22 protein-coding genes are annotated in these 21684 nt (G+C 58.7%); 10 read left to right on the forward strand and 12 right to left on the reverse strand.

Features of this window, described 5'->3' with window-relative positions:
• Positions 1 to 53 precede the first annotated feature (53 nt).
• Positions 54 to 1253: a tyrosine--tRNA ligase gene (tyrS, locus tag NL64_RS06530; protein ID WP_034147345.1), complete on the reverse strand. Its 1200-nt coding sequence runs from the start codon at positions 1251 to 1253 to the stop codon at positions 54 to 56.
• 211 nt (positions 1254 to 1464) lie between these two features.
• On the opposite strand from tyrS, the gene NL64_RS06535 reads away from it, so the two are divergent.
• Together NL64_RS06535 and NL64_RS06540 are read left to right on the forward strand one after the other, a co-directional pair.
• Entirely contained in the window at positions 1465 to 2898 is a 1434-nt protein-coding gene (locus NL64_RS06535; RefSeq protein WP_034147743.1) for a peptidoglycan DD-metalloendopeptidase family protein, read from the forward strand.
• A 3-nt stretch (positions 2899 to 2901) separates the two neighbouring features.
• A complete protein-coding gene (locus NL64_RS06540; protein WP_034147346.1) occupies positions 2902 to 3993 on the forward strand; it encodes an anhydro-N-acetylmuramic acid kinase in 1092 nt (363 codons plus the stop codon).
• A 66-nt stretch (positions 3994 to 4059) separates the two neighbouring features.
• Here NL64_RS06540 and erpA read toward each other — a convergent pair whose 3' ends face one another.
• Both erpA and argC read right to left on the reverse strand, forming a co-directional pair.
• Positions 4060 to 4410 (reverse strand): iron-sulfur cluster insertion protein ErpA, encoded by a 351-nt coding sequence (erpA, locus tag NL64_RS06545; protein WP_007906865.1) that lies wholly within the window; start codon positions 4408 to 4410, stop codon positions 4060 to 4062.
• A 168-nt stretch (positions 4411 to 4578) separates the two neighbouring features.
• A complete protein-coding gene (argC, locus tag NL64_RS06550; protein ID WP_034147347.1) occupies positions 4579 to 5613 on the reverse strand; it encodes an N-acetyl-gamma-glutamyl-phosphate reductase in 1035 nt (344 codons plus the stop codon).
• Between the two features lie 135 nt (positions 5614 to 5748).
• Here argC and hemJ point away from each other — a divergent pair, with 135 nt between their 5' ends.
• From hemJ to coq7, 6 genes are all read left to right on the forward strand, one after another.
• Positions 5749 to 6180, forward strand: a complete 432-nt coding sequence (gene hemJ, locus NL64_RS06555; protein WP_034147348.1) for a protoporphyrinogen oxidase HemJ — start codon at positions 5749 to 5751, stop codon at positions 6178 to 6180.
• A 33-nt stretch (positions 6181 to 6213) separates the two neighbouring features.
• The gene (locus tag NL64_RS06560; RefSeq protein WP_034147349.1) at positions 6214 to 7182 is read left to right on the forward strand and encodes an NAD(P)H-dependent flavin oxidoreductase; all 969 of its coding nucleotides are present in this window, start codon (positions 6214 to 6216) and stop codon (positions 7180 to 7182) included.
• A gap of 75 nt (positions 7183 to 7257) precedes the next feature.
• The gene (locus NL64_RS06565) at positions 7258 to 8214 is read left to right on the forward strand and encodes a DUF805 domain-containing protein (protein ID WP_034147350.1); all 957 of its coding nucleotides are present in this window, start codon (positions 7258 to 7260) and stop codon (positions 8212 to 8214) included.
• 61 nt (positions 8215 to 8275) lie between these two features.
• Entirely contained in the window at positions 8276 to 9064 is a 789-nt protein-coding gene (locus NL64_RS06570) for an SDR family NAD(P)-dependent oxidoreductase (RefSeq protein ID WP_034147351.1), read from the forward strand.
• Between the two features lie 81 nt (positions 9065 to 9145).
• Positions 9146 to 9484, forward strand: a complete 339-nt coding sequence (locus NL64_RS06575; protein WP_008027110.1) for a histidine triad nucleotide-binding protein — start codon at positions 9146 to 9148, stop codon at positions 9482 to 9484.
• Positions 9485 to 9656: 172 nt separating this feature from the next.
• Positions 9657 to 10304: a 2-polyprenyl-3-methyl-6-methoxy-1,4-benzoquinone monooxygenase gene (gene coq7, locus NL64_RS06580; protein WP_034147352.1), complete on the forward strand. Its 648-nt coding sequence runs from the start codon at positions 9657 to 9659 to the stop codon at positions 10302 to 10304.
• A 118-nt stretch (positions 10305 to 10422) separates the two neighbouring features.
• Here coq7 and speD read toward each other — a convergent pair whose 3' ends face one another.
• Together speD and NL64_RS06590 are read right to left on the reverse strand one after the other, a co-directional pair.
• Positions 10423 to 11217, reverse strand: coding sequence for an adenosylmethionine decarboxylase (gene speD / locus NL64_RS06585; RefSeq protein ID WP_034147353.1), 795 nt, complete (start codon positions 11215 to 11217; stop codon positions 10423 to 10425).
• A 238-nt stretch (positions 11218 to 11455) separates the two neighbouring features.
• A complete protein-coding gene (locus tag NL64_RS06590; RefSeq protein WP_008061600.1) occupies positions 11456 to 11878 on the reverse strand; it encodes an OsmC family protein in 423 nt (140 codons plus the stop codon).
• A 231-nt stretch (positions 11879 to 12109) separates the two neighbouring features.
• Between NL64_RS06590 and crp the strand changes: the two genes are divergently transcribed.
• On the forward strand, positions 12110 to 12754 hold the full coding sequence (crp, locus tag NL64_RS06595; RefSeq protein WP_034147354.1) for a cAMP-activated global transcriptional regulator CRP: 645 nt from the start codon (positions 12110 to 12112) through the stop codon (positions 12752 to 12754).
• Here crp and NL64_RS06600 read toward each other — a convergent pair.
• From NL64_RS06600 to NL64_RS06615, 4 genes are all read right to left on the reverse strand, one after another.
• On the reverse strand, positions 12751 to 13452 hold the full coding sequence (locus NL64_RS06600; RefSeq protein ID WP_034147355.1) for a lipoate--protein ligase family protein: 702 nt from the start codon (positions 13450 to 13452) through the stop codon (positions 12751 to 12753). The two genes, crp and NL64_RS06600, sit on opposite strands and share 4 nt — an antisense overlap.
• Positions 13453 to 13595: 143 nt before the next feature.
• Positions 13596 to 14432, reverse strand: coding sequence for an indole-3-glycerol phosphate synthase TrpC (gene trpC / locus NL64_RS06605; RefSeq protein ID WP_034147356.1), 837 nt, complete (start codon positions 14430 to 14432; stop codon positions 13596 to 13598).
• Positions 14429 to 15478 (reverse strand): anthranilate phosphoribosyltransferase, encoded by a 1050-nt coding sequence (gene trpD / locus NL64_RS06610; protein WP_034147357.1) that lies wholly within the window; start codon positions 15476 to 15478, stop codon positions 14429 to 14431. Before trpD ends, trpC begins: the two co-directional genes overlap by 4 nt.
• A gap of 9 nt (positions 15479 to 15487) precedes the next feature.
• Positions 15488 to 16081 (reverse strand): aminodeoxychorismate/anthranilate synthase component II, encoded by a 594-nt coding sequence (locus NL64_RS06615; protein ID WP_034147358.1) that lies wholly within the window; start codon positions 16079 to 16081, stop codon positions 15488 to 15490.
• A gap of 405 nt (positions 16082 to 16486) precedes the next feature.
• Between NL64_RS06615 and estP the strand changes: the two genes are divergently transcribed.
• On the forward strand, positions 16487 to 18394 hold the full coding sequence (gene estP, locus NL64_RS06620) for an esterase EstP (protein ID WP_034147359.1): 1908 nt from the start codon (positions 16487 to 16489) through the stop codon (positions 18392 to 18394).
• A 189-nt stretch (positions 18395 to 18583) separates the two neighbouring features.
• Here estP and trpE read toward each other — a convergent pair whose 3' ends face one another.
• The 3 genes from trpE to rpe all read right to left on the reverse strand — a co-directional run bounded on the left by trpE (position 18584) and on the right by rpe (position 21625).
• Positions 18584 to 20065, reverse strand: coding sequence for an anthranilate synthase component I (gene trpE / locus NL64_RS06625; protein WP_034147360.1), 1482 nt, complete (start codon positions 20063 to 20065; stop codon positions 18584 to 18586).
• Positions 20066 to 20135: 70 nt separating this feature from the next.
• Positions 20136 to 20954 (reverse strand): phosphoglycolate phosphatase, encoded by an 819-nt coding sequence (locus NL64_RS06630; protein WP_034147361.1) that lies wholly within the window; start codon positions 20952 to 20954, stop codon positions 20136 to 20138.
• On the reverse strand, positions 20951 to 21625 hold the full coding sequence (gene rpe, locus NL64_RS06635; protein ID WP_034147362.1) for a ribulose-phosphate 3-epimerase: 675 nt from the start codon (positions 21623 to 21625) through the stop codon (positions 20951 to 20953). The genes NL64_RS06630 and rpe overlap by 4 nt, the downstream gene beginning before the upstream one ends.
• Positions 21626 to 21684: the final 59 nt, after the last annotated feature.

The following is a 21684-nucleotide window of genomic DNA, read 5'->3' on the forward strand; positions in this document are numbered from 1 at the left end:
AGTGGGGCGAATTATAGACACCTGAGATCTGCCGTCAACCCCTTATTTCAGGTTTATTCGGATTTGAGCGTAATACGCGCAAATGCCTTCTTGCCTGCCTGGCAAACATGGGTCGCGCCCAGCGCATATATAAAGGTGCGATCGACAACTTCACCATCAATACGCACACCGCCAGAACCGAGCAGATCTCGAGCCACAGCCGAGTTCTTTACCAAGCCTGCCTTATTAAGGACGGCAGCGATCGGCATATCTTCAGTAGCGGTCAATTCAATCTCAGGCAGATCGTCTGGCAGCTCGCCATCTTTCATACGGTTGCCCGCCGCACGATGGGCGTTGGCCGCTGCTTCTTCACCATGGAAGCGAGCAACAATCTCTTCGGCCAGCTTGATCTTGATGTCACGCGGATTGGCGCCCGCCTCCACATCAGCGCGGAATGCATTGATCTCATCCATGGAGCGGAAGCTGAGCAGTTCGAAGTAACGCCACATCAGCGCATCGGGAATGGAGACCAGCTTGCCGTACATCACGCCCGGCGCTTCCTGGATACCGACGTAGTTGCCCAACGACTTGGACATCTTCTTCACGCCATCCAGCCCTTCCAGCAACGGCATGGTCAGAATGCATTGAGCTTCCTGACCATAACCACGCTGCAGTTCACGCCCCATCAACAGGTTGAACTTCTGATCGGTACCACCTAACTCGACATCTGCACGCAAGGCGACGGAGTCATAGCCCTGAACCAGCGGATAGAGGAACTCGTGAATGGCGATTGGCTGATTGGTTGTGTAGCGCTTGTCGAAGTCATCGCGCTCGAGCATACGAGCCACGGTGTACTGCGAAGTCAGGCGAATGAAGTCGGCCGGCCCCATCTGATCCATCCAGGTGGAATTGAATGCCACTTCGGTCTTGGCCGGATCGAGAATCTTGAAAACCTGAGTCTTGTAGGTCTCTGCGTTCTCAAGAACCTGCTCGCGAGTCAGCGGAGGTCGCGTCGCACTCTTGCCGCTCGGATCGCCGATCATTCCTGTGAAATCGCCAATCAGGAAGATCACCTGGTGACCCAGCTCCTGGAACTGGCGCAGCTTATTAATAAGCACGGTGTGCCCAAGGTGCAAATCCGGGGCGGTCGGATCGAAGCCAGCCTTAATACGCAGCGGCTGGCCGCGTTTGAGCTTTTCGATCAGCTCGGACTCGACCAACAGTTCTTCCGCACCACGTTTAATCAGCGCTAGCTGCTCTTCAACCGACTTCATAACAGACCCGCAAGGCTCGAATTCAAAGGGGACCAACCATACAAGATCACGCGTCAAATACAAAGTTTGGTCGGCGCAATGACGCCAATCCGCTGGCAGAGTGTCCGCGGACTTGCTTCAGGGATGATTTGGTTATATTTTATACAGTTATTTCATCTTCATCATGTCATTCATCTTTTCCAATTCCTTTTTCAAAGTCAAAACACTACTTATGACCAAAGAATCGTCTAAAGCGCCTCCGCTTTACCCGAAGACCCACCTGCTCGCAGCGAGTGGCATCGCCGCGCTTCTGAGCCTGGCGCTTCTGGTATTCCCTTCCAGTGATGTTGAAGCCAAAAAGACAACCCTGAGCCTTGAACTGGAAAGTCCTGCTGAACAACTGACACAAGATCAAGACGCTGCTGAGGCCCTCCAAGCCACAAATGAGCCAGCAGCTTCTCCTTTCGCGCAGATCGACAACAGCGCAGAAGACACCCAGGAAACTGCTCAAGCAGCACCAACACCAGCCCCAACACCTGCGCCGGCCATCGAAGAAAAGAAGGCGCCAAACCACAGGGAAGTGATCGTCGCCAAGGGCGATACCCTCTCCACGCTGTTCGAGAAGGTCGGTCTTCCAGCCATTTCAGTGCATGACGTACTGGCCAGCGACAAGCAGGCCAAGCAGTTCAGCCAGCTCAAGCATGGGCAGAAACTCGAATTCGAATTGAGCCCCGACGGCCAGTTGGCCAATTTGCACAGCAAAGTCAGCGACCTCGAAACCATCACTCTGACCAAGAATGACAAGGGCTACTCGTTCAACCGCATTACCGCCAAACCGACCGTACGCTCCGCCTATGTTCATGGCGTGATCAACAGCTCGCTGTCGCAGTCTGCCGCTCGCGCCGGCCTGTCCCACAGCCTGACGATGGACATGGCCAGCGTGTTTGGCTATGACGTCGATTTCGCCCAGGACATTCGCCAGGGTGACGAATTTGATGTGATCTACGAACAGAAAGTCGTCAACGGCAAAGCGGTCGGCAATGGCCCGATCCTGTCCGCACGTTTCACCAACCGCGGCAAGACCTACACCGCTGTGCGTTATACCAACAAACAAGGCAACAGCAGCTACTACACCGCTGATGGCAACAGCATGCGCAAGGCGTTCATCCGTACTCCTGTGGATTTCGCTCGCATTAGCTCGAAGTTTTCCATGGGCCGCAAACACCCGATCCTGAACAAGATCCGTGCCCACAAAGGCGTTGACTACGCAGCACCACGCGGTACGCCAATCAAAGCCGCCGGTGACGGCAAAGTCTTGCTGGCCGGGCGCCGCGGTGGTTACGGCAACACTGTGATCATCCAGCATGGCAGCACCTACCGTACGCTGTACGGCCACATGCAGGGTTTTGCCAAAGGCGTGCAGACAGGCAGTAATGTCAAGCAAGGCCAGGTGATCGGTTATATCGGCACTACCGGACTTTCTACCGGCCCGCACTTGCACTACGAATTCCAGGTCAACGGCGTTCACGTCGACCCGCTGGGGCAGAAAGTGGCAATGGCCGATCCGATTTCCAAGGCTGAACGCGCTCGCTTCCTCGCACAGAGTCAGCCGCTGATGGCGCGCATGGATCAAGAGAAATCCACCATGCTGGCGTCGAAGCGCTAAGCCATGGCGCTCTATATAGGCGTGATGTCCGGAACCAGTCTCGATGGCCTGGACATCGCGCTGGTCGAGATAGCCCCGGCGATCAGGCTGATCGCCACCCATTACATCCCAATGCCCGAATCCCTGCGCACCGAGCTGCTTGGCTTGTGCGCCAGCGGTCCGGACGAGATTGCCCGCTCCGCCATCGCCCAGCAGAATTGGGTGAAGCTGGCAGCACAGGGCATTCACACCCTCCTTGATCGACAGCACCTCAAACCCGAAGACGTTCGCGCGATTGGCAGCCATGGCCAAACCATCCGCCATGAACCGGCGCGCGGGTTCACAGTGCAGATCGGTAATCCGGCGCTTCTGACCGAGTTGACCGGCATCACCGTGGTCAGCGACTTCCGCAGCCGTGATGTTGCGGCTGGCGGGCAAGGCGCCCCGCTGGTCCCTGCCTTTCACGAAGCCTTGTTTGAAGAGCGCATTGGCAACCGCGCCGTTCTGAACGTCGGCGGATTCAGCAACCTCAGCCTGATCGAACCCGGCCAACCTGTTGCCGGTTTCGACTGCGGGCCGGGGAACGTGCTGCTGGATGCATGGATTCACCAGCAACGCGGCGAAAACTTTGATCGTGATGGCCAATGGGCCGCCAGCGGCAAGGTTGAACCGGTTCTGTTGAAGGAATTGCTCAGCGATCCATTCTTCGTAACCAAAGGCCCGAAGAGTACCGGCCGGGAAGTGTTCAATCTGCCTTGGCTGACACACCACCTGGCACAGTTACCCAGCTTCGCCGCCGAAGACGTGCAGGCAACGCTACTGGAACTGACTGCACTGACCATCATTGAGTCACTGCAAAGCGCCCAATCGGACACTCAAGAACTGCTCGTCTGTGGTGGCGGCGCGCACAATGCCACGCTGATGAAGCGCCTGGCCGAATTGCTGCCGAACGCAGAAGTCAGCAGCACCGCGACGTACGGCGTAGACCCCGACTGGGTCGAAGCCATGGCCTTCGCCTGGCTGGCCCGCTGCTGCCTCGAAGGCATCGCCGCCAATCGCCCGAGCGTCACCGGCGCCCGCGGCTTGCGCGTACTCGGCGCCATCTACCCCGCATAAACGCCAGACAGCAAAACGCCGCAGGGCCCTGAAGCCATGCGGCGCTTGGTGAAGCAGGTGCGTTGATCAGATCGAGAACGACGAGCCGCAGCCACACGTGGTGGTTGCATTCGGGTTCTTGATGACGAAACGCGAACCTTCGAGACCTTCCTGATAATCCACCTCGGCACCGGCCAGGTACTGGAAGCTCATGGGGTCAACAACCAGACTTACACCTTCGCGCTCGACGATGGTGTCGTCATCGGCCACTTCTTCATCGAAGGTGAAGCCGTACTGAAAACCTGAACAACCGCCGCCCGTAACGAATACGCGCAGCTTCAAGCGATCATTCCCCTCTTCATCGACCAGGCTCTTCACCTTGTGCGCGGCACCGTGGGTGAATTGCAAAGCCGTGGGGGTGAAGGATTCGACGCTCATGCTGACTATCTCCCGGCGTTACGCCGTCATATTGCGTGATGACGCGCATTATCCGCTTCTCCTAGAAAAGCGGTCAACTATTGTTATGGTATATCAACCAACCCGTTCGCCGACCCAGAATGCAAAAAGGCCCGTTCTACGGGCCTTTTTGCCATGGGAAATAAACCGTTACGGCAGCATCCCAGCGTGGGACAGACCAAAGCGCTCATCCAACCCGAACAGGATGTTCATGTTCTGCACCGCCTGACCCGACGCGCCCTTGACCAGGTTATCGATCACCGACAACACCACCACCAGATCACCATCCTGCGGACGATGCACCGCAATACGGCACACGTTGGCGCCGCGCACGCTGCGGGTTTCCGGGTGGCTGCCGGCCGGCATGACGTCGACGAACGGTTCGCTGGCGTAACGCTTTTCAAACAGCGCTTGCAGATCCACCGAGCGATCCACAACAGTTGCGTACAGTGTCGAGTGGATACCCCGGATCATTGGCGTCAGGTGCGGAACGAAAGTCAGGCCGACATCCTTGCCCGCTGCGCGACGCAGACCCTGGCGAATTTCCGGCAAGTGACGGTGACCTTTGACGGCATAAGCCTTCATGCTTTCCGACGTCTCGGAGTACAACGAACCTACAGCTGCGCCACGACCCGCACCGCTGACACCGGATTTGCAGTCGGCAATCAAACGCGACGTATCGGCCAGACCGGCTTCAAGCAACGGCAGGAAACCCAGCTGCGTGGCAGTCGGATAGCAACCCGGAACAGCAATCAGGCGCGCCTTCTTGATTTGCTCGCGGTTAACTTCTGGCAGCCCGTAGACCGCTTCGTCCAACAGTTCCGGCGCGCCGTGCGGCTGGCCGTACCACTTGGCCCATTCATCTGCATCTTGCAGACGGAAGTCAGCCGACAGGTCGATGACCTTGGTCCCGGCCGCCAGCAGCTCACCTGCCAGGGCATGTGCAACGCCGTGCGGCGTGGCGAAGAACACCACGTCGCAGGCACCAAGGGTCTTGATGTCCGGAACGCTGAACGCCAGGCCATCGTAGTGGCCTCGCAGGTTCGGGTACATGTCGGCCACGGCCAGGCCAGCCTCGGATCGGGAAGTGATGACAACCACTTCTGCTTGCGGATGCTGTGCCAACAGACGCAGCAGTTCGACACCCGTGTAACCCGTGCCGCCGACGATACCGACCTTGACCATAAACCTGCCCTCAACGAACCCACTGGAAAGCCGTCGATAATAGGGGCCGCGCTCGCCTGCGACAACCGTCAAGGTGACGTGCGGGCGCTCAAGCCTCTACTATTCCCGCTACCGTGAATTGGGGAATAACTAAAAATGCTTTTTCTGTGGCTCAAAGCGCTTCACATCGTCAGCATCGTTTGCTGGTTTGCCGGCCTGTTTTACTTGCCGAGACTCTTCGTTTACCACGCACAAAGCGAAGACACCGTCAGCAAGGAACGTTTCAGTCTCATGGAGCGCAAGTTGTATCGCGGCATCATGGGGCCTTCGATGATCGCTACGCTGATTTTCGGCGGCTGGCTGATCAGCCTTAATCCGAGTGCCTATTTCGGCCAGGGCGGCTGGATGCATGCCAAGCTGACTTTGGTGGTCCTGCTGATCGGCTATCACCACATGTGCGGCGCACAGGTGAAGCGTTTTGCCCGTGGCGAAAACACCCGCAGCCATGTCTTTTTTCGCTGGTTCAATGAAGTGCCGGTTCTGATATTGCTGGCAATCGTAATTCTGGTCGTCGTTCGGCCGTTCTAAATCCAATAGACACCACTTACCGGGGTACTTCCAATGTCGCTGCCCGCTCTGCTTGAACAACGTTTGCGCTTGCCTGTTGTGGCGGCGCCGATGTTCCTGATTTCCAATCCGCAACTGGTGCTCGCCTGCTGTCGTAATGGCGTAGTCGGCAGTTTCCCCGCGCTGAATCAGCGCGAAAGCAGTGGCTTCAAGGCCTGGCTGGAAGAAATCGAAGCGGGACTGGCGACACTGGAGAACCCCGCGCCGTACGCGGTGAACCTGATCGTCCACAACAGCAATCCGCGACTGCAGGCGGACCTGGAGATCTGCATCGAGCACAAAGTGCCGATCGTGATCACCAGCCTCGGCGCCGTTAAGGAGCTGGTCGATGCGGTCCACAGCTACGGCGGCCTTGTATTCCATGACGTGACGACCCGTCGTCATGCCGAGAAAGCCGCCGAAGCCGGCGTGGATGGCTTGATTGCCGTCGCCGCCGGCGCGGGCGGGCATGCCGGAACCTGGAGCCCGTTCTCGCTGATCGCCGAGATCCGCCAGTTCTTCGACAAGACTTTGCTGCTGGCCGGTTGCCTGAACCATGGCCACGAAATTCTCGCCGCACAATTGCTCGGCGCGGATCTGGCCTACTTCGGCACGCGATTTATCGGCACCACCGAAAGTCATGCGCCTGACGCCTACAAAGAGATGCTGCTGACGGCCAGAGCGGCAGACATCATCCATACTCCAGCGGTATCGGGCGTACCGGCGAGTTTCATGCGCCAGAGCCTGGAGGCCGCCGGTTTCGACATGGCAGCCCTGCAAAACAAGGGTGAAGTCAATTTTGGCTCCAAGCTCAAACCCATCAGCGATGAAGCCAAAGCCTGGAAAACCGTGTGGTCCGCGGGCCAGGGCGTGGGTGAAATCGATGATCTGCCGAGCGTCGATCAACTGGTGGTGCGCCTCGACGCCGAATACCGCCAGGCACTGGAGCACGCGGCGCAACTGCCCAAGCGCTGGCCACGATGAAAGAAACTCGGGCCAGCCGCATCTGACTGGCCCTACACTCCGTAACTCAATACTCGCGACAAGGATGCCTCGGCAATGAGCGAAAACCGTTTCAAGATCGTCTTCGACGGCACGCTACTGCCAGGCGTTGATATCGCCACCGCCAAACTCAATCTCGCTGAGCTGTACAAGAGCGAAGTCGCCGCCGTCGAGCGACTATTCAGCGGCAAACCGGTCGCCCTCAAACGTGATTTGTCACAGGACGACGCACAGACCTACCTTCAAGCACTAAAGAAAACCGGCATCGATGCCCGTGTCGAGCCCGAGTCCTCGATCGATCTGAAGCTGTCCGATCTCCACGACCACACGCCAGCCGCGATCGCAGCGGAACCCGAATCCCCTTACGCACCGCCGCAAGCCAACGTTGGCGAACGCATGCCCGAGTACGCCACGCTCAAGCCCTTCGGCGTCGAAGGCCGCATCGGACGCCTGCGGTTCCTCGCATGGTCGATGGTGCTGAGCCTGGTGACGATTGCTGTGGTCGGTGTATTTGCCTTGGTCGGCCTGGCGCTCGTCAGCACCGATTCGACCGCCGGACTGATCTTCGGCGGCCTTCTGGCATTCATTCTGTGCGTTGTCTTCCTTATCGCCAGTATCCTGATCACTGTTCAGCGCCTGCATGATATCGGCTGGTCCGGCTGGCTATGGCTGCTGAACCTGGTGCCATTCGTTGGCAGTTTCTTCCCGCTGCTGTTGTTGCTCATACCGGGAACCCACCTTGCCAATCGCTATGGCGCCCCGCCACCGCCCAACAGCACGGCAGTCAAGGTGCTGTCGTCGTTGTGGATCGTGTTGATTGCGCTGCTTATCGTCGGTGCAATGGCCGGCGGTATCTCGGCCATTCAGGACGAATACGAAAACACCCTTGAAAGCAGTTACCAAAGTGGCTCGGTCACCACCGATGAGATCGACGTCGAGGTCGAACCCACACCAATTTCCGCCGACGATGCAGCCGAAGAAGCCCAGCCCCCTGTAGACTCTGCGAAAGAATGAACAGCGCTCCCCGCCCGTGACACCTGCGTCGCGGCGCGGAGCTGTTGCGATGGAGAACTGCATGACCCGTTATGCTCTGATCACTGGCGCCTCCAGCGGTATCGGCCTGGCCATGGCCGAAGCGTTGGCCCGGCGCGGCCGCAGCCTGATCCTGGTGGCCCGACAACGTGATCAGCTGGAAAGTATTGCGATTGAACTGACCCAACGTTTTGGCGTGGAAGTGTTGTTCCGTGCCTGTGATTTGGGCGAGCCGCTGCGGCTGTCCGGGTTCCTGCTGGAACTGGAAGAAGGCGACCGGCAAATCGATCTGCTGGTGAACTGCGCCGGCATCGGCACCTGCGGCCCGTTCCTGGCGCAGGACTGGATGACCGAACAGGACCTGATCGAAGTAAACATTCTGGCGCTGACCCGCCTGTGCCACGCCATCGGTAACAGCATGGCCTTGCAGGGTGGTGGGCAGATTCTGAATGTCGCCTCGGTCGCGGCATTCCAGCCTGGTCCGTGGATGAGCACTTACTACGCCAGCAAGGCTTATGTGCTGCACTTTTCCGAAGGCCTGCGCGTCGAGCTGAAAAAATGTGCGGTCAAGGTATCGGTGCTCTGCCCCGGCCCCACCCGCACGGCGTTTTTCCGTACCGCACAACTGAACAGCGACAAACTGGCCAACAGCAATTTGCTGATGAGCCCGGAAGAAGTCGCGCTCTATACCGTGCGAGCCCTGGAGAAAAATCGCGCAATCATTATCCCGGGACGACGCAACCGCTGGTTCGCCGCCCTGCCCCGGTTCAGCACGCGGTGGCTGACCCGGACAATCGCCGGCATGGTCATCAAGGCCTACTGCCCGCGCTAATCGACCTGCAAGGTAAAAGGCTGGGCTCGGGCAACACCCATGAGTACACTCGGGCCAGCCCAAACAACGGAGAAAACAGCTGTGGATACTCTGTTCACCAAGATCATCAACCGGGAAATCCCGGCGAAGATCATTTACGAGGACGACCAGGTTCTGGCCTTCCACGACATCGCCCCACAGGCGCCGGTGCACTTTCTGGTGATCCCGAAGAAACCGGTGCGCACCTTGAACGACCTGACCGAGGACGATAAAGCATTGGCCGGGCATATCCTGTTCACTGCCCAGCGTCTGGCCCTGGAGCTGGGCTGCGAAAAAGGTTTCCGCGTTGTCATGAACTGCAATGAAGAAGGTGGGCAGACTGTCTATCACATTCATATGCACGTGCTGGGTCAGCGTCAGATGCACTGGCCGCCGGGCTGACTCTCAGGCTGCCCTTGTAGGAGCCGGCTCGCTGGCGATGGCGTCATTGAGATCGCCATCGCCAGCAAGCCGGCTCCTAAACGTTTGGTGGTGACCTCACACATGACCCAACGCAAACCTTCCCCGGCCGATTGGGTTAAACTGGCCGCCGAGATTCCCCCCGGAGGTCAGCATGACTACCCAACGTCACTACTCGCCGATTGACCGTCTTCTGCTGCAAGCCGATGCCGCGATGCGTACCTTGCTGCCCTTCAGCGGCCAGCCGTACCGTCCGTCGCCCGCCATCGTGCAGCCGGACGCGAAAATGAGCGACGAAGACACCCGGCACGTTGCCGGCCTGATGCGCATCAACCACACCGGTGAAGTCTGCGCCCAGGCGCTGTATCAAGGGCAGGCCCTGACCGCCAAGCTGCCGCAAGTGCGCGCCGCCATGGAACATGCCGCCGAAGAAGAAGTCGACCATCTGGTCTGGTGCGAACAACGCATCCATCAGTTGGGCAGCCACACCAGCATTCTCAATCCGCTGTTCTACGGCATGTCCTTCGGGATTGGCGCGGTGGCCGGGTTGATCAGCGACAAAGTCAGCCTGGGCTTCGTTGCCGCAACGGAAGATCAGGTGTGCAAACACTTGAACGAACACCTTGAGCAACTGCCGGCCGAAGATGAAAAGTCCCGGGCGATTCTTGAGCAAATGCGCATTGATGAAGAGCAGCATGCCGAAAGTGCGCTGGAGGCTGGCGGCTTCCGTTTTCCGGCGCCGGTGAAGTTCGGGATGAGCTTGTTGGCCAAGGTGATGACCAAGAGTACTTATCGGATCTGACCTTTCGGTCGCCTGATCTGGCCTCTTCGCGAGCAGGCTCGCTCCCACATGGAGCCACATTCAAAGAATAAAAAAGGCGACTGCCGTTAGGTAGTCGCCTTTTTTGTGCCCGGAAATCTTAGTTCGGCATGTTGCGTGCGTAGAAGATTTCGAGCATTTCGTGTTTCACGCGATCGGTCACCTGGGCACGTTGCTCAGGGGACAGGTTGTTGGTCGCGTCGCCGAACAGGTAGTTGTCCAGCTCGAAGTTTTTCAGCAGCATTTTGGTGTGGAACAGGTTTTCCTGATACACGTTCACGTCGGTCATCTGGTACGCGTCGCGGGTGTCTTCGGAAAGGTAGTTCTGAATCGAATTGATCTCGTGGTCGATGAAGTGCTTCTTGCCTTCAACGTCACGGGTGAAGCCGCGCACACGGTAATCCACGGTCACGATGTCCGAATCGAACTGGTGAATCAGGAAGTTGAGCGCTTTAAGCGGTGAAATGACCCCGCAAGTCGACACGTCGATATCCACACGGAAGGTTGCGATACCGTCGTCCGGATGGATTTCTGGGTACGTGTGCACCGTGATGTGGCTCTTGTCGAGGTGGGCCAGGATGATTTCGGGCAACGGGCCCGGGGACTCTTCGATCTGGCTGTCGGTCGGGGTCACCGGTTCTTCAGAAATCAGAATCGTGACGCTGGCGCCCTGCGGCTCGTAGTCCTGACTGGCAATGTTCAGGATGTTGGCACCAATGATATCGACAACTTCAGTGAGGATCTGCGTCAGGCGCTTCGCGTTGTACTCTTTATTGATGTACTCGACGTAAGCCTGTTGGTCTTGCGGGGTTTCCGCGTAGCAGATGTCATAGATGTTGAAGCTCAAGGTCTTTGTCAGGTTATTGAACCCGTGGAGCTTGAGTTTGCTTTTCACCGTTAAAAACTCTCTATGTATTGCGGCCCGGCCGCGTGATCAAGCATGCCCGTCAGATGCGAACGACGCACCTGCGTAGGACGGTTAACACCTCTTCGCGATGGCGATTTTGGTTGTCTGTTCGGGTGTGCGGCCTGTCGGCTGACGGGCCACTACCCTGAAAAAAGTGGCGCATTATGCAGACGTCAGCTTGGGATCGCCAGAGTCTGCACTGCTTTTATGATAGTTGAATGTCGATTCAACCGAGTTCGATGATTTCGTAGTCGTGGGTAATCTCAACGCCGGCCGCGCCGAGCATGATCGAGGCAGAGCAATACTTCTCCGCAGACAGCTCGATGGCACGCTTGACCTGCGCTTCTTTCAGCCCACGGCCCTTGACCACGAAGTGCATGTGGATCTTGGTGAACACCTTTGGATCTTCGGTCGCGCGCTCGGCTTCGAGGAAAGCTTCGCAGCTCTCAACGGCCTGGCGTGATTTCTTGAGGATGCTGACCACATCGAAATTGCTGCAACCGCCGACACCCAGCAGGAGCATTTCCATCGGCCGGACACCCAGGTTACGACCGCCGGCATCGGGCGGACCGTCCATGACCACGACATGACCGCTACCGGATTCGCCGAGGAACATGGCTTCGCCAGCCCATTGGATGCGTGCCTTCATCGCCAAGACTCCACTGTATAAAAAAGGGTCGCCAGCTTAGCACAGGCCCCGTGATTGACAGTGTCCGCCTTCCTAGGACATAACCACCGGCCTTGTAGGTAAATGCTCGAATATTGCAGGAAGTGTCTGTTAAGCTGACGCCAATTCGCTGGCGCATAGCCAGCTTTAGCGAGTCTTTCGCTTTTCTTAAAAAATCCAAAACATACCGTGCAGTCTTTTCGGGATACAACCATGGTTGCTATTGCCCCAACCCCCAAGATCAAGAACCTCGACAAGTTGCTGATGCATTGCCAGCGCCGTCGCTATCAGGCCAAGAGCAACATCATTTGTGCCGGCGACCGCTCGGAAACCCTGTTCTTCATCATTAAAGGTTCGGTCACCATCCTGATCGAGGATGACGACGGTCGGGAAATGATCATCGCCTACCTGAACGGCGGGGACTTTTTCGGTGAGCTGGGGCTGTTTGAACAGGCAGGTCAGGAACAGGAGCGCAGCGCCTGGGTGCGTGCCAAGGTCGAATGCGAAGTTGCGGAAATCAGCTACGCGAAATTCCGTGAACTATCCCAGCAGGATCCAGACATTCTTTACGTGTTAAGCGGACAAATCGCACAACGTCTGCGGAACACCACGCGCAAGGTCGGTGACCTGGCGTTTTTCGATGTGACGGGGCGTGTCGCCCGCTGCCTGCTGGAACTGTGCAAGCAACCAGATGCGATGACTCACCCTGACGGCATGCAGATCAAGGTGACCCGTCAGGAAATCGGGCGGATTGTCGGGTGTTCCCGGGAGATGGTTGGTCGCGTGCTCAAGGATCTGGAAGAACGCAACCTGGTGGACGTCAAAGGCAAGACGATGGTGGTCTTTGGTACGCGCTAAGCGCTGAACATCTGCGCCAGCATCTGCCGGTAAAGTTCGTCGAGACGCTCCAGTGCATTGGGTGCCGTGAACTTTTCATGCAGTGCGATGTGGCTTTCCGCTCGCACCCGTTGCTCCAGACCGCAGGCTTCGTTGAAACGATTGACCGCTGCGACCATCGATTCACGTTCGTTGTCGATCAGCATTGCACCATGCACCAACCCCACCGGGCGCTGACCGCCCTGGCTCTGGCGCCAGCGCTGGGCCGTACCAACCATCTTGCGTCCGTCGAGATTGACGTTGAAGCGACCGTCGCAGAATGCGCCTTCGATTTCACCGAGCGACGAAGCGCCGCCTAACTCATCCAGCAACTGACAGATCGGATCGCACAGACGCCGGTAACCGGACTCGATGCGGTTCAGATCCCCTTCGCTGCGCGGTGGTGCGTAAACCAGGGCGATGTTGATCGTCGAGGCGGATTGCGGCACCGGCTCACCTCCGGTTTCGCGTAACAGTACTGGCCAACCGGCAGCGGCGGAGACTTCGCAGGCGTGGTCGAACCCGGGCAGACGATTCAAACGACGCGGCATGACCAGTGCCCGATCGCTCGGCTGCCAGAACAGCAGGCCGAATTCCGAATCGCCAGCACAGACGGATGCCAATAGATCCTGTTCGGCTTGCAGGCCGGCTTCGATGGTCAGAGAAACAGGTGAGGTCACAAGGTACTCCGTAGGACAAAAAGTCTGTGGTGTCTTATGCCGCCATCGCGAGCAGGCTCACTCCTACAGGGTTTGAGGGTGGCCACAATGTATGTGTATTGCCGCAATCAACCTGTAGGAGTGAGCCTGCACGCGATGCTTTTTTAGTCCAGTGTAGAACCGCTGACCGGAATGCCACGCTCAGGGAAAAACAGACGCTGCAATTCAGTACCTGGATTCTCGGCGCGCATGAACGCCTCGCCCACCAGGAACGCGTAAACGTCGCTGATTTCCATTAGCTCGACATCGGCACGGTTGAGGATGCCGCTTTCGGTAATCACCAGACGATCACGCGGGATACGCGGCAGCAGATCGAGGGTGGTTTCCAGGCTGACGTCGAAGGTGTGCAGGTTGCGGTTATTGATGCCGACCAGCGGGGTGTCGAGGGTTTTCAAGGCCCGCTCCAGCTCATCGCCATCGTGGACTTCAACCAGCACATCAAGACCGACGCCTTTGGCCACGGCGGCCAGTTCGGCCATTTTCACGTCGTCCAGCGCGGAGACGATCAACAGCACGCAGTCGGCGCCGAGGGCGCGAGCTTCGACGATCTGGTACGGATCGATCATAAAGTCCTTGCGGATCACCGGCAGTTTGCACGCTGCGCGAGCTTGCTGCAGGTACGCGTCGGCACCCTGGAAGTAATCGATGTCGGTGAGTACCGACAGGCACGTCGCGCCGCCCTTCTCGTAGCTTCTAGCGATGTCGGCAGGAACGAAGTTCTCGCGAATTACGCCCTTGCTTGGCGAAGCCTTCTTGATTTCGGCAATGACTGCCGGCTCTTTCAGCTTGGCCTGGGCCAGCAAAGCCTTGGCAAAACCACGGGGTGCATCGGCCGCCTTGGCCAGACTTTCCAGCTCGGCGAGGCTTACGCGAGCGCTGCGCTCGGCAACTTCTTCAACCTTGCGCGACAGAATGTTTTCCAGAACCGTCGGTACACTCATCCCTCATTCTCCACTTTGAATACCGCGGTAAATGCACCCAGCTCCTCGAGTTTTTCCCGAGCGAGGCCTGTGTGCAGCGCATCGTGCGCCAGGGCAACACCCTCTTTCAAACTGCTCGCATGGTCGGCGGCGTACAACGCGGCACCGGCATTGAGCATGATCATCTCGGCAGCTTTCTGACCGTTTTCGGTCTTGCGCTTACCCAGTGCATCGCGAATCAGTTCCAGGGACGCCGCCGGGCTTTCCACCGCCAGGCCATGCAGGCTCTGGCTCTTCATGCCCAGGTCTTCCGGCTCGACCCAATACTCGGTGATCTGGTCATCTTTCAGTTCGGCGACAAAAGTCGGGGCTGCCAGGCTGAATTCGTCCAGGCCATCCTTCGAATGCACCACCAGCACGTGCTTGCTGCCCAGACGCTGCAGGACTTCGGCCAATGGCCGGCACAGCGCTTGAGTGAATACGCCCACCACCTGATGTTTCACGCCAGCCGGATTCGTAAGCGGGCCGAGCATGTTGAACAAGGTGCGCAGGCCGAGCTCGCGACGCGGGCCAGCGGCGTACTTCATGGCACTGTGGTGAGTCTGGGCAAACATGAAACCGATGCCGACGTTATCGATGCAGCGCGCCACTTGAACCGGCGTCAGGTTCAGGTAGATACCGGCTGCTTCCAGCAAATCGGCACTGCCGCTTTTACCCGAGACCGCACGGTTACCGTGCTTGGCCACGGTGCAACCGGCCGCCGCGACCACGAAGGAAGACGCGGTCGACACGTTGAAAATATTCGCACCGTCACCGCCGGTGCCGACTACATCGACCACGCCATCGAGGGTCTTGAGTTCGACCTTGTCCGCCAGCTCGCGCATCACCGAAACGGCACCGACGATTTCGTCGATGCTTTCGCTCTTCATGCGCATGGCCATCATGAACGCGCCGATCTGCGCCTCAGTGCATTGGCCGGTCATGATTTCGCGCATCACATCGCGCATTTCATCGGTGCTGAGGTCGAGGTGATCGACGATACGGCCCAGGGCTGTCTTGATATTCATGAAAAGTCCTTAGCGCGTGCCGCCGGTTTGTTTGAGGAAGTTGGCGAAGAGCTCGTGGCCCTGCTCGGTGAGGATCGACTCAGGGTGAAACTGCACGCCCTCGATGTTCAGGGTCTTGTGGCGCAGGCCCATGATCTCGTCGATCGAACCGTCTTCGAGCTGGGTCCAGGCGGTCAGTTCGAGGCAGTCTGGCAAGGTTTCGCGCTTGACGATCAATGAATGATAGCGGGTGACGGTCAACGGATTGTTCAGGCCGGCGAAGACGCCTTTGTCCTCGTGGAACACCGGGCTGGTCTTGCCGTGCATGACCTGGCGGGCACGGACCACATCGCCGCCAAAGGCCTGGCCGATGGATTGATGGCCCAGGCATACACCGAGAATCGGCAGCTTGCCGCCGAAGTGCTTGATCACGTCAATCGATACGCCAGCTTCATTCGGGGTGCAAGGGCCGGGAGAAACTACGATGCGCTCGGGGTTGAGGGCTTCGATTTCAGCAATGGTGAGCTCATCGTTGCGCACGACTTTGACCTGGGAGCCCAGCTCACCAAGGTACTGCACAACGTTGTAAGTAAAAGAGTCGTAGTTATCGATCATCAGCAACATGGCGTTAAGAACCTCTTGAATTCACTGACTGATACAGCCTTCGAATGATTGACCCGCAGCGTTCTGCACTTTGGCGGTCGCTGGAATCGCGAAGCAAAGCGCAAGGTCTTGCGAGTAAAGAAGGCGAAGCGGTAAAGATCCGGCCGGGCCGGCAGAAGGATTCAGGCGCGCCAACGCCAGCGGGCGTGTGCCTTGATGACTTGATCCAGTAGTTTGCTGACGATCAACACGGGGAAGGTCTCATTTATACGTCTCGGCACAGTAACTTAGCTGGGCAGAGCGTGCAATATGGGGCGATGGAAGCGAGTGAAACATTCGCCAGGTTCGCGCCGAATGGCATCAGGCTCTATAGTTTTTTGGCACTGTCGTTTCACCCACTAAAACAATAATCAAACGGACTTGCTCATGATCAGACAGACGCTGTTTGCACCGCTTGCCGGTTGCCTGCTCGCCATGGCCTGCGCTCAGGCGATCGCGGCGCCCAATCCTTACTCGAACTTCATCGTTTTCGGCGACAGCCTCAACGATGCGGGGCAGTTCACCGACACGGGCGGCCCTGCCGGTTCGACCCTGCGCTTCACCAACCGCACCGGGCCGACGTATCAGGACGGCAGCGGCGAAGTCTATGCCGCCAACTCAACCCAACTGCTTGGGGGCAGGCTCGGTTTCTCGCCGGACGAGACCGCCGCTTCGACTTCAGCCGCACGCGCCGCCCAGGGTTTGCCCGATGGCAACAACTGGGCTGTTGGTGGCTATCGCACCGATCAGATCCTCGCTTCAATCACCACCGTATCCGCCACGGGTGAACGTGCGCGGGCGGGTTACTTGCCGGCCAATAATCTGCGCGCCGACCCGAACGCGCTGTATTACCTCTCCGGCGGTGGCAACGACTTTCTTCAGGGCCGTGTGCAAAGTGGCGCTCAGGCGAATGCCGCTGCGGACCGCCTGGCCAACAGCGTTCAGGTCCTGCAAACAGCCGGTGCCCGGTACATCATGGTCTGGCTGTTGCCTGACCTGGGATTGACACCGGCCATCAATGGCAGCCCTTTGCAGGGACCTACCTCGCAACTGAGCGCGGCGTTCAACCGGCAACTGGTCACTCGACTGGCGGGGATCGATGCCGAAATCATTCCGCTGAACATTCCACTGTTGTTGCAGGAAACCTTCGCCGATCCAGCGCGATTCGGTTTTGCTACGGGCCAGAACCTGACGGCGACTTGCTTCAGCGGCAACGGCTGCACGGAAAACCCGACCTTTGGCATCAACAGCGCCACCCCGGACCCGAGCCAATTGATTTACAACGATGGGGTGCATCCGACCGAGGCCGGACAAAAGCTGGTGTCCGACTACGCCTATTCCTTACTCGCGGCGCCTTGGGAGCTGACGCTGCTGCCGGAAATGGCCCACGCCACACTACGCGCGCATCAGGATGAACTGCGCAGCCAATGGCGATCCGACTGGGAGAACTGGCAGGCCGTTGGCCAATGGCGCGCTATCGTCGCGGGCGGTGGTCAGCATCTCGATGTCGATCACCAAAGCAGCGGTGCCGATGCCGATGGCGACGGCTACAGCTTGAACATCGGCGGCAGCTATCGCCTCAATGAAGCCTGGCGCGTGGGTGTGGCGGCAGGCTTCTATCGTCAGAATCTGGACGCCGGCGATAACGATTCGGACTACAAACTCAACAGCTACCTGGCCACGGCATTCGCCCAGTTCCAGCAGAACCGTTGGTGGGCCGATGCCGCGTTGACCGGCGGCAAGCTGGATTACGACAATCTAAAACGCAAATTCGATCTGGGCGGCGGCGAAGGTGCGGAGAAAGGCGACACCGACGGCTATCTCTGGGCCTTCAGCACACGCGTTGGCTATGACATTGCGCAGCCGGGCAGTGAGTGGCACCTGTCGCCGTTCATCAGCGCCGATTACGCGAAAGTGGAAGTCGACGGCTACTCGGAAAACAGCAGTCGTTCCACGGCGCTGACCTTTGATGACCAGAAACGCGATTCGAAACGTCTGGGCGCCGGGTTGCAGGGTAAATACCAGATCACCCCGCAGACTCAAGTGTTTGGCGAATATGCCTACGAACGCGAGTACGACGATGACACCCAAGACGTGAACATCGCGCTCAACAGCCTGCCATCCCTCGACTTCACGCTGGATGGCTATACCCCTCAAACCCACATGAACCGCGTGAGCCTTGGCGTCAGCCACAAGTTGACGGCCGATCTGGCCCTGCGCGGCGGGTATACGTTGCGCAAGGATGATGACTTTACCCAGCAAGGCATCAACGTAGGCGTTGCGCTGGATTTTTGATTCAGGAAACAGCAGGCAAAAAAAACGCGGCGCCTTCACGGGCGCCGCGTTTTTTTTGTGACCACGCTTACCGTGGCGAGGTAGCTTGCTCCCGCTGGCCTGCGAAGCGGGCCCATGACGACTGCTGCGCAGCCGAGCGTCGGAACGCCGCCCGGGAAAGCTCGCTCGCAACAAGGGTTAGAGGTGAACTCAGGCGTCCGGGGTCTGTTCGGCCAGGGCCACGGCGCGGAACATCGCGCGACGCTTGTTCAGGGTTTCTTCCCATTCCAGCGCCGGCACCGAGTCGGCGACGATGCCGCCACCGGCCTGCACATGCAGTTCACCGTCCTTGATCACCGCCGTGCGAATCGCGATGGCGGTGTCCATGTTGCCGTTCCACGCGAAGTAACCGACGGCGCCGCCATAGACGCCACGCTTGACCGGTTCCAGTTCGTCGATGATTTCCATCGCGCGAATCTTCGGTGCGCCCGACAAAGTGCCAGCCGGCAGGATCGCCCGCAGTGCATCCATCGCCGTCAGCCCTTCCTTCAATTGGCCGGTGACGTTGGAAACAATGTGCATCACGTTGGAGTAACGCTCGATGACCATCTTCTCGGTGAGCTTCACCGAACCGACTTCCGACACCCGACCGGTGTCATTGCGGCCCAGGTCGATCAGCATCAGGTGTTCGGCGATCTCCTTGTCGTCGGACAGCAGGTCTTTTTCCAGCGCCAAGTCAGCTTCTTCGTTGGCCCCGCGCGGACGAGTGCCGGCAATCGGGCGCACGGTGATCAGGTTGTCTTCGACCCGCACCAGCACTTCCGGCGAACTGCCGACGACGTGGAAGTCGCCGAAGTTGAAGAAGTACATGTACGGCGTCGGGTTAAAGCAACGCAGTGCGCGGTACAGGTCGATGGGTGCAGCCTTGAAGTCGATCGACATGCGCTGGGACGGCACGACCTGCATGCAGTCACCGGCCAGGATGTATTCCTTGATGGTGTCGACGGCTTTTTCGTAATCGTCCTGGGTGAAACTGGAGCGGAACACCGGATCAGCTGCTTGCTGCTTGCTGAAATCGAGGCCACGGCGTGGAGTGATCGGCTGACGGAGTTTTTCCAGCAGCTCTTCAAGGCGTGCGCGACCTTGCTCGAAGGCGTCTTCCTGCGCCGGGTCGGCGAGGACGATGGCGTGCATCTTGCCGGCAAGGTTGTCGAACACCACTACCGCGTCGGAAACCATCAACAGAATATCCGGCACGCCCAGCGGATCCGGGTTCGGGCACTTGCCCAGACGCTTCTCCACATAACGCACGCAGTCGTAACCGAAGTAACCCACCAAGCCGCCGTTGAAACGCGGCAGGCCGGCGATGGTCGGTACGTTGTAGCGGGCCTTGAAGGCTTCGACGAACGCCAACGGGTCTTCCACGTCGTGGCTTTCGGTCTCGACGCCGTCAATGGTCACGCTGACGTGATGATCGTGAACCCGCAGCACGGTGCGGCACGGCAGGCCGATGATCGAGTAACGGCCCCATTTCTCGCCGCCCTGAACGGATTCCAGCAGGTAGGAGTTGGGTTCGTCGGCCAGTTTCAGGTAGATCGACAGCGGCGTGTCGAAGTCGGCCAGGGTTTCGCAGGCAAGCGGGATGCGGTTGTAGCCGGCAGCGGCCAAACGCAGGAATTCTTCGCGGATCATGAGGTGCCTCGTGGCTTGAGGTTCTAACAGTCAGGTATGCAAACGCGCCGGTTTACCGGCCAGGATCAAGTCAGGCGCGCCAACGCCAACGGGCCAGGGCCTTGATGACTTTCATCCAGAGTTTGCGAGTGACCACCACGATGGAATTTCCAGAAGGGGGTTGAACAGCGTCGGCCAACGTTATCTCAGCGGCCGGGCCCAGGCAACCGCGAATTAACTCGCGCAGATCATCAATCACCAGCGCTGGCGACTCTTCGGCGATCGGACGACCGTGGTTGTAGCCATAACTCAGGGCCACGCACTTGACCCCCGCTGCTTTCGACGCCAGCACATCGCTGCGCGAATCGCCGACGAACAAGGACTGCGACGCCGGGATGTTGGCCATTTTCATCACGAAAAACAGCGCGGCCGGATCGGGTTTTTTCTGCGGCAGGGTGTCGCCACCGATGATCCATTTGAAGTAACGGCCGATCTTCATCTGATCCAGCAACGGCGCGACAAAGCGCTCCGGCTTGTTGGTGATCAGCGCCATTTCCACGCCTTGCTTGTTCAACCACTTGAGGGTGTCGCGCACGCCGGGGTAAACCACCGTCAGCCCGTGACCGGCCGCATAAAAGCCATTGAACAATTCCAGGGCGTGCTCGGCTTCGACCTCATCGACACCCTCGGCGTCGATGTGATTGGCCAACGCCCGGCGCACCAACATGTGTACGCCGTTCCCCACCCACTCACGCACCGATTCGATGCCGGCAGCTGGACGCCCGAGTTTGAGCAGCATGTTATCCACAGCCGCCGCGAGGTCGGGGACCGAATCGATCAACGTGCCATCCAGATCGAACATCACCAGACGCGGCAGACGGCCCGGGAACAGCTGCTCAAAGCCACTCATGGGCGGGCCAGCGCCAGTTCGGAACGCATCTTCTCGATGACTTCCTGATAATTCGGCGCATTGAAAATCGCCGAACCGGCGACGAAGGTGTCAGCACCTGCCGCCGCGATTTCACGAATGTTGTTCACGTTCACGCCGCCGTCGATTTCCAGGCGGATGTCGCGACCGGAAGCATCGATCAACGCACGCGCTTCACGCAGTTTGTCGAGGGTGCCAGGGATGAACTTCTGCCCGCCGAAGCCTGGGTTGACGCTCATCAGCAGGATCATGTCGACCTTGTCCATCACGTACTTGAGCACGTCCAGCGGCGTCGCCGGATTGAACACCAGGCCCGACTTGCAGCCGCCTTCGCGGATCAGTTGCAGGGAGCGGTCGACGTGCTGGGTGGCTTCCGGGTGGAAGGTGATGTAAGTCGCGCCGGCCTCGATGAAATCACCGACGATGCGGTCCACCGGGCTGACCATCAGGTGCGCGTCGATCGGCGCGGTGATGCCGTACTTGCGCAGCGCCGAGCAGACCATCGGGCCGATGGTCAGGTTCGGCACGTAGTGGTTGTCCATGACATCGAAGTGCACGAAGTCGGCGCCAGCGGCCAGGACATTGTCCACTTCTTCGCCCAGGCGGGCGAAGTCGGCGGAGAGAATCGACGGAGCAATTACGAAGGGCTGCATGACGCACCTTTTCTGAGCAGAATCACGATGGCGCGCATTGTAGCCTCATGCTTTGACGC

The organism is Pseudomonas fluorescens (genome assembly GCF_000802965.1).
GTDB classification, from domain to species: Bacteria; Pseudomonadota; Gammaproteobacteria; order Pseudomonadales; family Pseudomonadaceae; genus Aquipseudomonas; species Aquipseudomonas fluorescens_A.

What these genes read in the sequence shown, in the direction of transcription:
- tyrS (WP_034147345.1), bottom strand. Translation starts at nt 1,253, where the DNA reads ATGAAGTCGGTTGAAGAGCAGCTAGCGCTGATTAAACGTGGTGCGGAA.
- NL64_RS06535 (WP_034147743.1), top strand. Translation starts at nt 1,465, where the DNA reads ATGACCAAAGAATCGTCTAAAGCGCCTCCGCTTTACCCGAAGACCCAC.
- NL64_RS06540 (WP_034147346.1), top strand. Translation starts at nt 2,902, where the DNA reads ATGGCGCTCTATATAGGCGTGATGTCCGGAACCAGTCTCGATGGCCTG.
- erpA (WP_007906865.1), bottom strand. Translation starts at nt 4,410, where the DNA reads ATGAGCGTCGAATCCTTCACCCCCACGGCTTTGCAATTCACCCACGGT.
- argC (WP_034147347.1), bottom strand. Translation starts at nt 5,613, where the DNA reads ATGGTCAAGGTCGGTATCGTCGGCGGCACGGGTTACACGGGTGTCGAA.
- hemJ (WP_034147348.1), top strand. Translation starts at nt 5,749, where the DNA reads ATGCTTTTTCTGTGGCTCAAAGCGCTTCACATCGTCAGCATCGTTTGC.
- NL64_RS06560 (WP_034147349.1), top strand. Translation starts at nt 6,214, where the DNA reads ATGTCGCTGCCCGCTCTGCTTGAACAACGTTTGCGCTTGCCTGTTGTG.
- NL64_RS06565 (WP_034147350.1), top strand. Translation starts at nt 7,258, where the DNA reads ATGAGCGAAAACCGTTTCAAGATCGTCTTCGACGGCACGCTACTGCCA.
- NL64_RS06570 (WP_034147351.1), top strand. Translation starts at nt 8,276, where the DNA reads ATGACCCGTTATGCTCTGATCACTGGCGCCTCCAGCGGTATCGGCCTG.
- coq7 (WP_034147352.1), top strand. Translation starts at nt 9,657, where the DNA reads ATGACTACCCAACGTCACTACTCGCCGATTGACCGTCTTCTGCTGCAA.
- NL64_RS06590 (WP_008061600.1), bottom strand. Translation starts at nt 11,878, where the DNA reads ATGAAGGCACGCATCCAATGGGCTGGCGAAGCCATGTTCCTCGGCGAA.
- crp (WP_034147354.1), top strand. Translation starts at nt 12,110, where the DNA reads ATGGTTGCTATTGCCCCAACCCCCAAGATCAAGAACCTCGACAAGTTG.
- trpC (WP_034147356.1), bottom strand. Translation starts at nt 14,432, where the DNA reads ATGAGTGTACCGACGGTTCTGGAAAACATTCTGTCGCGCAAGGTTGAA.
- trpD (WP_034147357.1), bottom strand. Translation starts at nt 15,478, where the DNA reads ATGAATATCAAGACAGCCCTGGGCCGTATCGTCGATCACCTCGACCTC.
- NL64_RS06615 (WP_034147358.1), bottom strand. Translation starts at nt 16,081, where the DNA reads ATGTTGCTGATGATCGATAACTACGACTCTTTTACTTACAACGTTGTG.
- estP (WP_034147359.1), top strand. Translation starts at nt 16,487, where the DNA reads ATGATCAGACAGACGCTGTTTGCACCGCTTGCCGGTTGCCTGCTCGCC.
- trpE (WP_034147360.1), bottom strand. Translation starts at nt 20,065, where the DNA reads ATGATCCGCGAAGAATTCCTGCGTTTGGCCGCTGCCGGCTACAACCGC.
- NL64_RS06630 (WP_034147361.1), bottom strand. Translation starts at nt 20,954, where the DNA reads ATGAGTGGCTTTGAGCAGCTGTTCCCGGGCCGTCTGCCGCGTCTGGTG.
- rpe (WP_034147362.1), bottom strand. Translation starts at nt 21,625, where the DNA reads ATGCAGCCCTTCGTAATTGCTCCGTCGATTCTCTCCGCCGACTTCGCC.